Origin of the sequence: Allobosea sp. BE125 (assembly GCF_031456075.1) — a bacterium.
GTDB lineage: Bacteria > Pseudomonadota > Alphaproteobacteria > Rhizobiales > Beijerinckiaceae > Allobosea.
Genome location: NZ_JAVDTY010000001.1, coordinates 292,454 through 306,456 on the forward strand (window position 1 = coordinate 292,454; position 14,003 = coordinate 306,456).

Sequence of the window (14,003 nt, forward strand, 5' to 3'; positions counted from 1 at the left end):
CTAGCGTTTCAGTTTGGGGTCGAGGGCGTCGCGCAAGCCGTCGCCGAGCAGGTTGAAAGCGAGCACGGTGATCAGGATCGCCAGGCCCGGCAGCGTCACCACCCACCAGGCGCGCAGCACGAACTCACGCGCATCGGCCAGCATCGTGCCCCATTCCGGCGTCGGCGGCTGCGCGCCAAGGCCGAGGAAGCCCAGCGCCGCGGCGTCCAGGATCGCCGTGGAGACGCCGAGCGTCGCCTGCACGATCAAGGGGGCGGTGCAGTTGGGCAGTACTTCGCTGAACATCAATCGCAGGGTGCCCGCACCGCTGACCTTGGCGGCGACGACGTAGTCCTTCGAGGTTTCGGCAATGACGGCGGCACGCGTGATCCGGACATAATGCGGCAGCACCACGATCGCGACGGCCAGCATCGCGTTCATCAGGCCCGGCCCCAGGATCGCGACGATGACGATGGCGAGCAGCAGGCTCGGCATCGTCAGCACGATGTCCATCAAGCGCATGATGATGATTTCGGTGATGCCCTTGAAGAAGCCCGCGACCAGGCCGAGCACGATGCCCAGCGCCATGGCGAGCGCCACCACGGCGATGCCGATGACCAGCGAGAGGCGCGCGCCATAGAGCAGGCGCGAGAGGATGTCGCGGCCGATCGCGTCGGTGCCGAGCGGATAGCTCCACGAGCCACCTTCCTGCCAGGCCGGCGGCTTCAGGAAGACGGCGTTGTTGGTCAGGTAGGGCGAGTGCGGCGCCAGCACCTCGGCGAAGACGGCCGCCAGCAGCACGAGGACGATGACGATAAGGCCAGCAACCGCGCCGCGATTGGCGCTGAAATAGCTCCAGAACTCGCGCAGGGGATGAGGCGGGGCGCCGGCGGGGACGGTCGCGCTCGGGGCTTCCAGGGTTTCTGCAGTCATGGTTCAGCGCCCCTCAACGTGCATGGCGGATGCGGGGGTTGATCAGGCCATAAAGCAGATCGACGAACAGATTGACGCTCATCACGACGACGCCGATCAAAAGCGTGCCGCCTTGCAGGATCGGGTAGTCGCGCCGGCTGATCGCTTCGATCAGCCATTTGCCGATGCCCGGCCAGGAGAAGATCGTCTCGGTCAGGATCGCGCCGGTGAACAGCACGCCGACCTGCAGGCCGATGACCGTGATCACCGGAATCAAGGCATTGCGCAGGGCGTGCAGCGCGACGACGCGCAAAGGCGCCATGCCCTTGGCGCGGGCGGTGCGGATATAGTCCTCGCCCAGCACCTCCAGCATGGCCGAACGCGTCATGCGCGCGATCACGGCGAGCGGCACGGTGCCGAGCACGATCGAGGGCAGGACCAGATGCGACAGCGCCGATTTGAAGGCGTCCCAGTCGCCCACCAGCAGGCTGTCGACGGTGAGGAAACCGGTGACGGGCTCGATGTAATACTGAACCGCGATGCGGCCCGAGACCGGCGTGATGCCGAGCTGGACCGAGAACAGCAGGATCAGCAGCAGGCCCCACCAGAAGATCGGCATGGAATAGCCCGTCAGCGACAGGCCCATCACACCGTGGTCGAAGATGGAGTTTCGCTTGACCGCCGCGATGATGCCGGCGGGCAGCCCGATCGCGAGCGCGATGAAGATGGCGCAGAGCGCGAGCTCGATCGTCGCCGGGAAGAGCGCGTTGAACTCCGAGATCACGCTCTCGCGGGTGACGATCGACTTGCCGAGATCGCCATGCAGCACGCGGCCGATATAGATGCCGTACTGGACCAGCAGCGGCTGGTCGAGGCCGAGTTCCTTGCGCAGCATCTCATGGCGCGTCGCGTCGATGCCGCGTTCGCCGGCCATGGTTTCGATCGGATCGCCAGGCACGAGCCGGATCAGGAAGAAAGCCAGCATCGTGATGCCGATGAAGGTCGGGATCACGAGACTGACGCGTGTGAGGATGAAGCGAAGCATCGGAGCCCCAGTCTTGTCGGCCTGTTCGCCGCGTGAACCGATCGTCGCGACAGATTTTATTTGGTCCTGTTACAACGAGGTCGAGCGCGCCTGCAAATCCTGCCTGTGGATTAGGCAATCCGGACGCGGCTTTGAGAGGACCGCGCCCGGTTTTTCAGGTCATTTCGCCAGCGACACGCCGACGAAGGGCTGGCCGCCGAAGAAGTGGATCTTGTAGTCCTTGACGTCCTTGCGCACCGGCGTGAAGGCCTGCGCATTGGCGAAGAGCAACCCGCCGACATCCTCCTGGAAGATCTCCTGCATGCGCACGAACATCTTCGTCCGCTCGGCCTGGTCGGTGATCGTGTTGGCCTTGGTCAGGAGGTCGGAGAACTCCTTGTTGCACCAGCGCGCCCGGTTGGCGCCGGATTTGACGCCGTCGCAATGCCAGCCCGAGAGCAGGATCTGGCTCGGATCGGGATAGTCCCAGGTATAGCCGAACATGCCGACCTCATGGTCGCCGGCGCGGCCGCGCTTGAGATACTCGCCCCATTCATAGCTCTGGATCTCGGCCTGGACGCCGATCTTGGCCCAGTCCGCCTGGATCAATTCGGCAGCGCGCCGGCCATTGGGCATATAGGCGCGCACCACCGGAATAGCCCAGAGCACGGTCTTGAAACCATTGGGGTAGCCGGCCTCGGCGAGCAGCGCCTTGGCTTTTTCCGGGTCGTAGGGGCGCGGCTTCAAGGCGTCGTCATGCGACCAGAGGGAGGGCGGCACGAGCGCCGCCGCCTGCTTGCCGGTGCCCTGATAGACCGCATCGATGATGGCGGGGATATTGGTGGCGTAGACCAGCGCTTCGCGCACGCGCTTGTCGTCGAAGGGCTTCTTCTGCTGGTTGAAGGCGAGGAAGCTCTGATCGGCAATGCTGCCCGAAAGCATGGTCAGGTTGGAGTCGGCCCGCATCGCCGGCAGGTCGCCTGGATTGGGATAGCGCGCGATCTGGCATTCGCCGGACTTGACCTTGGCGTAGCGCACCGAGGCGTCGGGCGTGATCACGAAGATCAGGTCGCTGACCAGCGCCATGCGGTCACGATTGCCGACGGCCTTGGTCCAATGGTCCGGCACCGCCTTGAAGCGGATCGTCGCATCCTTCTGATAGACGACGAGGGAGAAGGGGCCGGTGCCGATCGGCGCCTGATTGACCTGCTCGGGCGTGCCCGCCTTCGTCATCGCATCGGCGTATTCGGCCGAGAGGATCGACATCGGCTCGACCGAGAGCGCGCTCAGGAGCGGCGCATAGGGCTTGGTCAGCGTGACCTTGAGGGTGTAGTCGTCGAGCTTCTCGACCGCCTTCAGGCTCGGCTTCACGATCTCGCCGAAGAACTGATAATTCGAGCCGCCGACTTTGTAATAGGGGTGGTTCTCGTCGAACATCCGCGTGATCGTGAAGACCACGTCGTCGGCGTTGAAGTCGCGCGTCGGCGTGAAGATCTTGCTGGAATGCCACTTCACGCCACGGCGCAGCTTGAAGGTGTAGGTCAGGCCGTCATCCGAGATCGTCCAGGATTCGGCGAGGCTGGGGATGATCTGCGAGCCGCCGCGCTCGGTCGTGACCAGCTTGTCGTAGATCTGCGCCGCGACATCATAGGCCGTGTTCTGCGACGAGAATTGCGGGTTGAGGAAGTCGGGGCTGGCCTCGGAGCAAACGACGAGCGTTTGCGCGCCCGCGGTGCCTGGCTGCAGGAGCGCGCTCAGGCCAAAGGCCATGGCGGCGGCGAACATGCGAATGGACATGGCTGTCTCTCCGAAGACGATCAAAGGCCGAGCTGGACGCGGAAAACCGGATTCCGCTGTTATTCAGGCTGCTCTAGCAAAACGGGCGCGGCTCGAAAGCCGCGCCCAGCCGTCAATGCATCAGGCGGGCCAAGGCCTCAATTGGTGATGTCGACGCCGTAGAAGACATGGCGGCTGAAGGGCGAAAGCTTGAAGTCCTTCACCTCCTTGCGGATCGGCTTCAACTGCACCGCGTGCGCAATGGTGAACCAGGGCGACTGCTCCTTGAAGATCACCTGAGCCTGGCGATAGAGCTCGGTGCGTTGCGCGGGGTCGGAGACCGTCTTGGCCTTCTGCACCAGCTCCTCGAAGGCCGGGAAGCAGAACTTGGCGACGTTCGAGCCGTTGGTCTTGGCGGAATCGCAGCCGAGCAGGGTGTGCAGGAAGTTGTCCGGATCGCCATTGTCGCCGGTCCAGCCGAGCATGCCGGTCTGGTGTTCGCCGTTCTGCATGCGCTTGCGGTACTCGCCCCACTCAAAGCTCTTGATCTCGGCCTTGACGCCGACCTTGGCGAGGTCGGCCTGCATCAATTCGGCGATGCGCTTGGCGTTGGGATTATACGGACGCTGCACCGGCATCGCCCAGAGATCGATCTCCATGCCATTGGGGTAGCCCGCCTCGGCCAGCGCCTTCTTGGCGGCTTCCGGATCGAAGGGGTCGTCCTTGATCGTCTCGTTATAGGACCACATCGAGGGCGGAATCGGGTTGATCGCCGCGATGCCGCTCGACAGATAGACCGCGTCGATGATCGCCTTCTTGTTGATCGCCATGTTGACCGCGTGGCGGACCTTGACGTCGTCGAAGGGCTTCTTGGTCGTGTTGTAGGCGAGGTAGCCGATGTTCAGGCCCGGCTGCTCCAGGATCTGGACATTGGCGTCCTTCCTGATCGCGTCCAGATCGGCCGGATTCGGATAGGGCATGACATGGCATTCGCCCTTCTGGAGCTTGGCCCAGCGGACGGAGGCGTCAGGCGTGATCGCGAAGATCAGGTCGTCGATCTTGGCCTTGCCAGCCCAGTAATCCGGAAAGGCCTTGTAGCGGATGATCGCGTCCTTCTGGTACTGCACCAGCGAGAACGGGCCGGTGCCGATCGGATCCTGGTCGATCTTCTCGGGCGTGCCGGCCTTGAGCATGGCGTCGGCATATTCCTTGGACTGCACGCTGGCGTACTGCATTGCGAGGTCGGAGAGGAACGGCGCTTCGGGCTGGTTGAGCGTGATCTTGACGGTGTAGTCGTCGATCTTCTCAACTGATTTCAACAGCTTGGGCATGCCCATATCGTTGAAATAGGAGTGGTTCGAGCTGGTGACCTTGAAATAGGGGTCGCTCTCCTTCCACTGCCGGTCGATCATGAAGATGAAGTCGTCGGCGTTGAAGGCCCGCGTCGGCTTGAAGGCGCGAGTGTTGTGCCACTTCACGCCCTTGCGCAGGTGGAAGGTGTAGGTCAACCCATCCGCCGAGATGTCCCACTTTTCCGCCAGCGCCGGCTCGACCTTGGTGCCGCCGCGCTCGAACTGCACGATGGTGTCGTAGATCTGGGTGTTGGCGTCGAAGGAGGTGCCGGTCGTGTTGATGCTCGGCGCGAAATTCTCGGGGCTGCCTTCTGAGCAATAGATCAGGGTCTTGGCCATCAGCGGCTGCGCCGCCATCAGGGCCGACGCCGAGAGCGTGGCCAGCAAAATCTTCTTCATGATCAGCTTCCCCAGTTTGTGACCGGACGGATCAGGGTCGTTCCTGCCCAACTCCGTCCGATCTTTCATGGGACCATGGCGCGAGCCTCGGCCCCGCCGGAACTTGGTCCCGATTGGGACGGAGCTTATTGGAATGCGAGCAAGCTGGGTAGCGGATTTGCGAGGGTTGCAAAGCCAGCCGTCTTATCCAAATGGCTCAGATGCATGGTACAGGATCGCTTTGATCGCTGTTCAGCGACAGAAATCGGCGCAAGCCTGGTCCCAGAACGCAGTGTTGGCCGCCGGCTGCGGAATGGACGGTCGCGGCTTGCTGCCGGGCAGGTCGGTCGGCGTCGGGCTGACCTTGTCCCACCAGCCATGGGCGCATTGCGAGCGCCAGGCCATCTGGTCGGAGATCGAGGTGCCCTCGCGGGCGAGCGCCGCATCCAGAGCCTCGCAGCTCTGGCGCAGAATGGCATCATGCGCGTCCGAGGGGGTGTTGGCGTAGTCGTGGAACGCTTCGGTGAAAGTCTCCATCTCGCGGGCGATATGGGGCCATTGCGTGCGCTCGAGATTCCAGGCCTGCATCCACTCGCTCACGACGGTCTCCACAGCCTCGACCTTCGGTTTGCCGGCGACCTTTTTCGCGGTCGTCAGCATATGGCGCATCAGTTCGGCGCGGGCGTGGATATGGCGGGCGGCGAGCGCGGCTTGCTTCATGCGCGCGATGGCGCCTGCCGCTTCCTGCTGAAGCTCTTCGACAAAATGGGGCATGCAGGTTTCCTTGAGGGCGCGCCGACGGCTTCCGGTCAGGGGAGGGTGGCGAGGCGCGAGGTCATGCGCTCGAACAGTTCGTGGGCTTGCACGCCCGCGACGACATGGGCATTGGCCGGGCGCTTCAGCCGGCCGTTCCAGTCGATCGTCGTGCGGCCGCGCTGGGAGCCGTCCGAGGTCTCGACCGCGACGAAGCAATCGCGTCCCTCGAACAGTTCGGGCCAGAGCAGGAAGGCGATGACGCAAGGGTCGTGCATCGGGTGGCCAGCCGTGCCGAGCCCACCAGGCCGCGGCCGTGTCAGCATGCCGTGGATCGCCTTGCCGGTCGCGGTGCCGAGCGAGCCGATGGCTGCGACCTGCTGATGGCTCGCGATCGCCTGATGCGTCACGCCGAGCCCCATCATCACGATCGGCCGGCCTGAAGCGTAGACGATCGCGGCGGCATGGGGGTCGACATAGATGTTGAACTCGGCCGCCGGCGTCATGTTGCCGAGCCCGAGCGCGCCGCCCATCGAGACGATGCGCTTCACCTTCGGCAGAATGTCGGGTGCGAGGCGGAAGGCGAGCGCGAGATTGGTCAGCGGCCCGAGCGGGCAGAGCGTGACACTGTCATCGGGCGCGGCGCGGCAGAGAGCGATGATCGCCTCGACGGCATGGCCGGGCGCAGGCTCGCTTTGGGGCGGCGGCAGATCGGCGCCGGCCAGCCCGTCCGGCCCGCAGACGAATTCTGCGGTTTCGAGCGGGAGCAGCAGGGGGCTTTCCGCACCGCGGTGGACGGGTGCCCTGGCGCCGGCAAGCTCGCGGATGCGCAGCGCGTTTGCGGTGGTCCGGGCGACCGGGACATTGCCGGCGACGGTGGTGATGGCGCGCAGGTCGAGCTGCTGGGCGCTGGCGAAGGCGAGCAGCAGGGCAACCGCATCGTCCTGGCCCGGATCAGTATCGATGATGATCGTCTCGTGCATCGCTTCAGGCCGCCTTGGCATTGCCGCTCATGATCATATGGGCGATGTCGTCGGCGCTGAGATCGCCGATCGGCCGGTCGCCATATTTGCGGCCCGCTCCCATGATCACGACCCGGTCGGCCAGCGCCACGACATCGCGCATGTTGTGGCTGATCAGGATCACGGTGCGCCCGTCCGCCTTCAGCTTGCGGATCAGGTCGAGCACCAGCGCCGTCTCCTTGACGCCGAGCGCCGCGGTCGGCTCGTCCATGATGATGATCTCGGCGTTCCAGCGCAGGGCACGCGAGATCGCGACTGCCTGGCGCTGGCCGCCGGAAAGCCGCTCCACCGGGCGGTCCATGTCGGCGACGGTGACCGAGAGCTGCGCGAGAAAGCCGCGCGCCTGCTCGCGCATCCGCGCCTTGTCGAGCACGCGCAGGAAGGGCAGCAAGACCGGCCTCGTCAGCTCCGAGCCCATGAAGACGTTCTGGGCGATGGAGAGGCGCGGGGCAAGCGCGAGGTCCTGGTAGATCGTTGCGACGCCGTGCTTGAGGGCCTCCTGCGGCGAGGCGAAAGCGACTGGCTTGCCGCGCATGGCGAGCGCGCCGGCCGTCGGTTCCTCCGCGCCGGAGATGACCTTGATCAGGCTCGATTTGCCCGCGCCATTGTCGCCGCAGATCGCCACGACCTCGCCTGGGAAGATGTCGAGATCGACCTCTCGTACGGCAGCGACAGCGCCATAGCTCTTGCTGACGCCGCGCAGCGAGAGGAGGGGAGTTGCTTCAGTCATACGTCGAACCAGTTCGCAAAGGGCGTGGCGCCCTTCCCGTCATGCTCGCCCTTGTGGCGAGCATCCACGTCTTGAACACGATCCTCGACCAACGAAGACGTGGATGGTCGGGACGAGCCCCACCATGACGCGTGAGGGAGTGCACGGACCCGTTCAAGGCTTCACTTCAGGAACTTGTCGACATTGGTCTTGTCGACCAGCACGGCCTCGGTGAAGAGATAGGGACCGCTGGTCACCGTCTCCTTCGGCTTCTTGTCGATGGCGATCGTCTGGATCGCGTCGACCGCCTGCTTGCCCATCTCCTCGAAGGGGATCGAGACCGTCGCGGTGAAGGTCGAGGCCGGGTCGGCGATGCGGGCATAGGTTTCCTTGCCGCCATCGACCGAGACCAGTGGGATCTGACCCTTCTTGATCCCCTGGGCCTGCAGCAGGTCGTCGATGATGTAGGCCTGGCCGTCGAAGGAGGCCCAGATGCCGTTGATCTTGCCCTGGTTCTGCAGCAGCAGCGCCTGCATGCCGGCGCGGACATCATCCCTCCAGCTCTGAGTGCGGGCCATCGAGAACTTGCCGAGCTCCTTCACGGCCTGGTTCTCGGCCAGCACATTGTCCAGCACCTTGCCGCGAATGCGCGAGGCGACGTTGAGGTCGAAGCGGGCGGTGACGATGCTGCCCTGATAGCCGAGCTGGCCGAGCAGGTAGAGCGCGGCATCGGCGCCGATCTTGTATTCATTGCTCTGGATGTCGAAGAGCGCATGCGGGCTTGCGCCCGACTGCACGGTGATCACCGGGATCTTGGCGTCCTTGGCCGCCTTGAACTGGGCATCGGCCTCGACCGGCTTGCCCATGGCGATGATGATCGCATCGACCTTCTTGGCGATCAGCGCGTCGAACTGCTCGGCATGCTTGGGCAGCGAGCCCTCTGAGTTCAGCAGCGTCACGCCCCAGCCCTTGGCCTTGGCGGCGGCTGCGGCGGAATTGGCGACGCGCGCATGCGTCTCCGAGGAGAACTGGAAGCCGATGACGCCGACCTCGAAGGCCTCAGCCGATTGGCAAAGCGCGATCAGCGTCGCAGTCGCGACGAGGAATTTGCGAAACCCTGACATGATGAACTCTCCCCCTGTCTTTTAGACCATGAACGCCGTTAGACCTGGAACGCCGTTAGATTTGGAACGCCGCTAGACCTTGAACGCCGCCTTCTTCATCGCGCTGGCCGAGAAGGCGACCGAGCCGATGATGATGACGCCGAGAACGATATCCTGAGCGTAGTAGGGTGCGCCCATCATCACCAAGCCGTTGCCGAGAACCTTCAGCACCAGCGCGGCAAAGACCGTGCCCGGCACATTGGGCTTGCCGGGCTCGAACATGGTCATGCCGAGCAGCACGGCGGCGATCGCATAGAGCAGGTAGTCGCCCGCCATATTGGGCGCGGCCGAGGACAGGCTTGCCGCCAGCAGCATGGCCGTGATGCCGGCGAAGAGACCGGTCAGCAGCAGGCCGATCCGCTTCATCCTGCCCGTCGCGATGCCAGCGAGCCGCGCCGCTTCATCGGCCTCGCCGGTCGCCACCATATGCGCGCCGGTGCGGGTCCATTTGATGAGGCCATAGGCGAAGAGCGTGACCGCCGTCATCCAGAGGACGAGATTGGGGATGCCGAAGGTGGCGCCGCGCGCCAGGCCGGTGAAACCCACCGGCCAGCGCCCGACGAAGGCGATGCCCTGCGTGATCATGAAGGCCAGGCCCTTGGCGATCGCCGCCGTGCCAAGTGTCATGATCAGCGAGGGGATGCGCAGCACGGTGACGCCGAAACCGTTGAACGCGCCGAGGGCGAGGCCGACGCCGATCGCAGCCGCGACGGCGGCGATCGGCGGATATTGCGACTGGATCAGCCAGCCGCAGACGACGGCGGCAAGGCTCGCCGTCTCGGCGATCGAGAGATCGAGCTCGGCGACGGTGAAGGCGAGCGCGAAGCCGAGCGCCAGGATGGCGAGGAAGCTCGTATCCTTCAGTACGTTGACGATATTGATCGGGCTGGCGAAATTCGGTGCGAAAACCAGGAAGAAGGCGATCAGGACGAGCCCGGCGATCGCCGTGCCGTAATGTCCGACCACATCGCGCCAGCTCAGCCCTCGCACGGCCTCAGGCTCCCCTAGCGATGGTCGAGATCGGCGACAGGATCTCGATGCCACCGGTGATTGGGATCAGCGCGCCGGTGACGAAGGCGGCTCCGGGCGAGAGCAGGAAGGCGATCACGGCTGCGACATCCTCAGGCTTGCCCAGCCGGCCGAGCGGTGTGCGGACCGCCGCGCTTGCGACCAGGGCGTTGAACTGCTGCGCGAAGCCGCCACGCACCATCGGCGTGTCGATGATGCCGGGCGCGACCGCGTTGACCCGGATCCCATGCGGACCGAGCTGCTGGGCCATGCCATAGGTCAAGGTGGCGACGCCACCTTTGGCGGAGCCGTAGGCGAGATTTGCACCGCCATTGGCATGGGCGATCGAGGAGATGTGGACGATGGCGCCGCCTTCGCCCTGCGCGATCAATTGCTTCGTCACGGCCTTGGAGATGCGGAAGACCGCCGACAGGTTGATGTCGACGAGCTTGTCCCACTCATCGTCTTCCATTTCGACGAGCGTGATGGATCGGGAGGCTCCCGCCGCGGTGACGAGGTTGTCGAGCCGGCCAAAGCGCGCGATGGCGAGGTCGACGAGTTGCTGCGGTAAGTCGTGGTCGCGGACATCGCCGGCAATCGTCGCGACCTCACCGCCTGAGCGGGCGATCCCTTCGGCCATCTCCTCAAGCTGTGCGGTGTCGAGCCCGGAGAGGACGAGCCGATGGCCGGCAGCCGACAGCATGGCGGCGAGCGCGCCGCCGATGCCGCCTGAAGCGCCGGTGATGAGCGTGACAGGAGCGCTCATGGCGCGGGCCTCCTTGCGGTCAGGGCGTCGGTGCCGTGCGACAGGGCCGCAAGCTCGGTCGAGATCGGCGCGAGCGCCGCTTCGCTGTGGCGGTAGAGCGAAAACAGGCTGTCATAGATCGCGGTGCGCGCCGGGTCGGGCTCGAAGCGCGCGGCGACGCCGACCAGCGCGGCCTGCGCCCCGGCGAGCGAGGCGAAGCGACCAAGCCCCGTCCAGGCAATGATCGCCGCGCCCAGAATGCCGGGCTCCCTGGCATGGCCGACCACGACAGGCCGGCGGCAGATATCGGCCTTGATCTGGCACCAGATCTGGTTGGCGGATGCGCCGCCGCCGAAGCGGATTTCCGAGACCGGCGCACCGAGCGCGGCTTCCGCCCGCTCCAGCACGGTGCGGTTGAGGAAGGCGACGCCTTCCAGCACCGCCCAGGCGAGATCGGTCGCGCCATGCTGGCGGTTGAGGCCGATGAAGGCGCCACGCAGCGACGGATTCCAGTAAGGCACGCGCTCGCCCTGCAGATAGGGCAGGAAGAGCAGCGGCTGGGCGTGGCGAGCTCCAGCGAGCAGGGCGTCGATGTCGCGTCCGATGGCGGCGTGGTCGCCATCGCCGCGTGCCAGGAGCGACAGCAGCCAGGACACCGTATCGGCGCCGTTCTGGCTGGGACCGCCGAGCTGCGATACGCCGCGCCAGTCGACGGTCATCAGCCCCTCGGCTTCCGCTGCGCGCTCGCTGACGACGCCGAGCACTTCGGTTGTGCCGGAGATGTTGTAGGCATAGCCCGGCCGCATGGCGCCGAGCCCGGTGACGGCCGCCCAGGTGTCGTTGGACGAGCAGAACACCGGCACGCCCGCGATCGCGTCGAACGGTGCTGGCAAACCGGCCTGGACCGGTCCGACGACCTGGCAAGGCTCCAGCACCTCGGGCAGGATCGCCGAGGAGAGGCCGACCGCCGCGAGCGGATCAATGCCCGCGACGATCTCGGCGGAGGCGAGCAGGCGCGCCATCGAGACCGGATCGCTGGTCTGGCGGCCGGTCAGCCTGAAATTCAGATAGTCCTTCGGCTCCAGCACCGAGCCGAGGCTCAAGAATGCCTCCTCCTGGTGCAGCCAGGCGAGGCGCGCCAGGGGGTGGAAGGCGTTGATCCGCGCGCTTTCGGGGTGCGCGTCGCCGAGCCGCTGGCGCAGGCGAGTGGCGGCGGCTTCCGAGCGCGTGTCCTTCCAGGTCATGGCGGGGCGCAACGGCTCCCCATCGCGCCCGAGGAAGACTTGCGTGCGCGTGACGCCGCAGATCGCCACGGCCTGGACATGAGAGAACAGCGCCGGCTGCGCCTTCGCGATTGCGGCGCAGGCTTCGATCAGGATCTGCCACCATGCGATCGGATCGATCTCCGACCAGCCTATCCGGTCGAGGCTTGTCGGCCCCGGGATCATGCTCTCGGCCAGCGTCGCGCCCTGGGCGTCGACGAGCGCGGCGCGGAAGCTGGTGCCGCCGAGATCGCAAGCGAGGACGACGCTCATGAGGTGGCGCCTGGAGATCGGCGGTGAGCGATGAAGTGGTCGATGGCCTGGCGGATCAAGTCAGTGCCGCTCTCGATGATCGTCGCCTGTCGGCGGGAGAGAGCGCTTCAGGCTGCCGGCGATGTCCTGACGATCGATCACAATGCGGCCCCTCTCCAGCGCCGCATGTGAGGGACAAGTCCGGGATAAATCAAGCCGGTGCGCGCGGCGCCTGCCGCAGTCCCCCGGGTCGTTTGCCGAATGGCGAGATCGGAGCGCGCCGTTTCAGGCGCCGTTCTTCATTAGCTCCCTGGCGATGATCGTGCGCTGGATCTGGTTCGTGCCTTCATAGATCTGCGTGATCTTGGCGTCCCGGTAGAGCCGCTCGACCTCGAAACCCTGGATATAGCCGGTGCCGCCGAAGATCTGCACGGCGTTGGCGGTCTGGGCGACGGCCATGTCGCTCGCGAAGCATTTGGCGATCGAGGCGGCCGAGGTCGCCGAGGCTCCGGTGTCGATCAGGCCGGCAGCCCGTTCGACCAAAGCGCGGCCGGCGGCGATGTCCTTGGCCATATCGGCCAGCATCCATTGCAGGCCCTGGTTCTCGATGATCGGCTTGCCGAACTGGCGGCGCTCCCGAGCATAGCCCAGCGCGGCCTGCAGCCCCGCCTGGGCGATGCCGACCGCCAGCGCGCCGATGCCGACGCGGCCCTTCTCCAGCACGCTCATCATGATGTGGAAGCCGCGATTGATCTCGCCGAGCAAGGCCTCGGTGGGCAAGAGGACATCATCGAAGTTCAGGCCGCCGACCTGGCTCGCGCGCTGGCCCATCTTATGTTCCTTCTGGCCGCGCGAGACGCCCTTGGCGTGCAGATCGACGATGAAGATGCTCATGCCGCGATGCCTCGCCTGCGGGTCGGTCGAGGCGAGCACGAAGCCGAGATCGGCGACCGGTGCGTTGTGGATCCAGAGCTTGCCGCCGTTCAGCACCCAGCCCTCGGCCGTGGACTTCGCGGTGGTCCTGACATTGGACAGATCCGAGCCGGCCTCCGCCTCGGTGAGGCAATAGGCGACGCGGGTGCGGGCCTTGAGGATATCCGGCAGATGGCGCGCCTGTTGCGCGGCTGTGCCGTAGCGCGTGAGCAGCGTCCCTATCAGCTCGACCAGGCCGCATTGGTCGGCGACCGAGGCGTAGCCCCGGGACAACTCCTCCATGACGATCGTATAGGCCAGCGTATCGAGACCCGCCCCGCCGAGCGCTTCGGGGACGGTGATGCCGAACAGGCCGAGCTCGGCCATCTGTCGATAGATCTCGGCTGGAAAGGCCTCGCTGCGGTCGAGTTCCGCTGCCACGGGACGGATGACATCGTTTGCGAAGCGGCGCGTGGTGTCGCGGATCTGGTCGTAGATGGTGGCGTCGATTGTCATGGCGGCGGCCGGGCTTTCGAGGTTGCGAGGAGTAAGGTGGCGAGGCGGGCGTCGGAATGAGGGCGATCGTTCGGGAAATACCCCTATTGGCGAGGCGCTGCCGCCTCGTCTTCAGAGCCAGAGGAGGCTTGCCTTGTGCGCGGGATACAAGGCGGCCCTCGTTCGAAAGTCGGTTCCTCCTTTGGCGCGTCATGCTCTAAGGAACGAGTTGATGGGCCGTGCCGCTTGCCGGAGTGATGT

12 protein-coding genes are annotated in these 14,003 nt (G+C 65.5%); all 12 read right to left on the reverse strand.

Annotation, left to right across the window (positions count from 1 at the left end):
• Entirely contained in the window at positions 1–912 is a 912-nt protein-coding gene (locus tag J2Y55_RS01395) for an ABC transporter permease subunit (RefSeq protein ID WP_310146881.1), read from the reverse strand.
• 13 nt (positions 913–925) lie between these two features.
• Complete coding sequence (locus J2Y55_RS01400) at positions 926–1,936, reverse strand: ABC transporter permease subunit (RefSeq protein ID WP_310146882.1); 1,011 nt, start codon at positions 1,934–1,936, stop codon at positions 926–928.
• 159 nt (positions 1,937–2,095) lie between these two features.
• On the reverse strand, positions 2,096–3,712 hold the full coding sequence (locus J2Y55_RS01405; protein ID WP_310146885.1) for an ABC transporter substrate-binding protein: 1,617 nt from the start codon (positions 3,710–3,712) through the stop codon (positions 2,096–2,098).
• Between the two features lie 137 nt (positions 3,713–3,849).
• The gene (locus tag J2Y55_RS01410) at positions 3,850–5,442 is read right to left on the reverse strand and encodes an ABC transporter substrate-binding protein (protein ID WP_404978790.1); all 1,593 of its coding nucleotides are present in this window, start codon (positions 5,440–5,442) and stop codon (positions 3,850–3,852) included.
• Between the two features lie 231 nt (positions 5,443–5,673).
• Entirely contained in the window at positions 5,674–6,195 is a 522-nt protein-coding gene (locus J2Y55_RS01415) for a hypothetical protein (RefSeq protein ID WP_310146887.1), read from the reverse strand.
• A 35-nt stretch (positions 6,196–6,230) separates the two neighbouring features.
• Positions 6,231–7,157, reverse strand: coding sequence for a nucleoside hydrolase (locus tag J2Y55_RS01420; protein ID WP_310146889.1), 927 nt, complete (start codon positions 7,155–7,157; stop codon positions 6,231–6,233).
• Between the two features lie 4 nt (positions 7,158–7,161).
• Positions 7,162–7,926, reverse strand: a complete 765-nt coding sequence (locus J2Y55_RS01425) for an ATP-binding cassette domain-containing protein (RefSeq protein ID WP_310146891.1) — start codon at positions 7,924–7,926, stop codon at positions 7,162–7,164.
• A 161-nt stretch (positions 7,927–8,087) separates the two neighbouring features.
• The gene (locus J2Y55_RS01430) at positions 8,088–9,029 is read right to left on the reverse strand and encodes a sugar ABC transporter substrate-binding protein (RefSeq protein WP_310146893.1); all 942 of its coding nucleotides are present in this window, start codon (positions 9,027–9,029) and stop codon (positions 8,088–8,090) included.
• Positions 9,030–9,101: 72 nt separating this feature from the next.
• A complete protein-coding gene (locus tag J2Y55_RS01435; RefSeq protein ID WP_310146896.1) occupies positions 9,102–10,058 on the reverse strand; it encodes an ABC transporter permease in 957 nt (318 codons plus the stop codon).
• Between the two features lie 4 nt (positions 10,059–10,062).
• Positions 10,063–10,842 carry an SDR family NAD(P)-dependent oxidoreductase gene (locus J2Y55_RS01440; protein ID WP_310146898.1) on the reverse strand — a complete coding sequence of 260 codons (780 nt, stop codon included), beginning with the start codon at positions 10,840–10,842 and terminating at the stop codon, positions 10,063–10,065.
• Complete coding sequence (locus J2Y55_RS01445; RefSeq protein WP_310146900.1) at positions 10,839–12,356, reverse strand: xylulokinase; 1,518 nt, start codon at positions 12,354–12,356, stop codon at positions 10,839–10,841. The genes J2Y55_RS01440 and J2Y55_RS01445 overlap by 4 nt, the downstream gene beginning before the upstream one ends.
• A 264-nt stretch (positions 12,357–12,620) precedes the next feature.
• On the reverse strand, positions 12,621–13,763 hold the full coding sequence (locus J2Y55_RS01450; RefSeq protein ID WP_310146902.1) for an acyl-CoA dehydrogenase family protein: 1,143 nt from the start codon (positions 13,761–13,763) through the stop codon (positions 12,621–12,623).
• Between the last annotated feature and the right edge of the window lie 240 nt (positions 13,764–14,003).

Coding starts and splice junctions, on each gene's coding strand:
- J2Y55_RS01395 (WP_310146881.1), bottom strand. CDS start 912: ATGACTGCAGAAACCCTGGAAGCCCCGAGCGCGACCGTCCCCGCCGGC.
- J2Y55_RS01400 (WP_310146882.1), bottom strand. CDS start 1,936: ATGCTTCGCTTCATCCTCACACGCGTCAGTCTCGTGATCCCGACCTTC.
- J2Y55_RS01405 (WP_310146885.1), bottom strand. CDS start 3,712: ATGTCCATTCGCATGTTCGCCGCCGCCATGGCCTTTGGCCTGAGCGCG.
- J2Y55_RS01410 (WP_404978790.1), bottom strand. CDS start 5,442: ATGAAGAAGATTTTGCTGGCCACGCTCTCGGCGTCGGCCCTGATGGCG.
- J2Y55_RS01415 (WP_310146887.1), bottom strand. CDS start 6,195: ATGCCCCATTTTGTCGAAGAGCTTCAGCAGGAAGCGGCAGGCGCCATC.
- J2Y55_RS01420 (WP_310146889.1), bottom strand. CDS start 7,157: ATGCACGAGACGATCATCATCGATACTGATCCGGGCCAGGACGATGCG.
- J2Y55_RS01425 (WP_310146891.1), bottom strand. CDS start 7,926: ATGACTGAAGCAACTCCCCTCCTCTCGCTGCGCGGCGTCAGCAAGAGC.
- J2Y55_RS01430 (WP_310146893.1), bottom strand. CDS start 9,029: ATGTCAGGGTTTCGCAAATTCCTCGTCGCGACTGCGACGCTGATCGCG.
- J2Y55_RS01440 (WP_310146898.1), bottom strand. CDS start 10,842: ATGAGCGCTCCTGTCACGCTCATCACCGGCGCTTCAGGCGGCATCGGC.
- J2Y55_RS01445 (WP_310146900.1), bottom strand. CDS start 12,356: ATGAGCGTCGTCCTCGCTTGCGATCTCGGCGGCACCAGCTTCCGCGCC.
- J2Y55_RS01450 (WP_310146902.1), bottom strand. CDS start 13,763: ATGACAATCGACGCCACCATCTACGACCAGATCCGCGACACCACGCGC.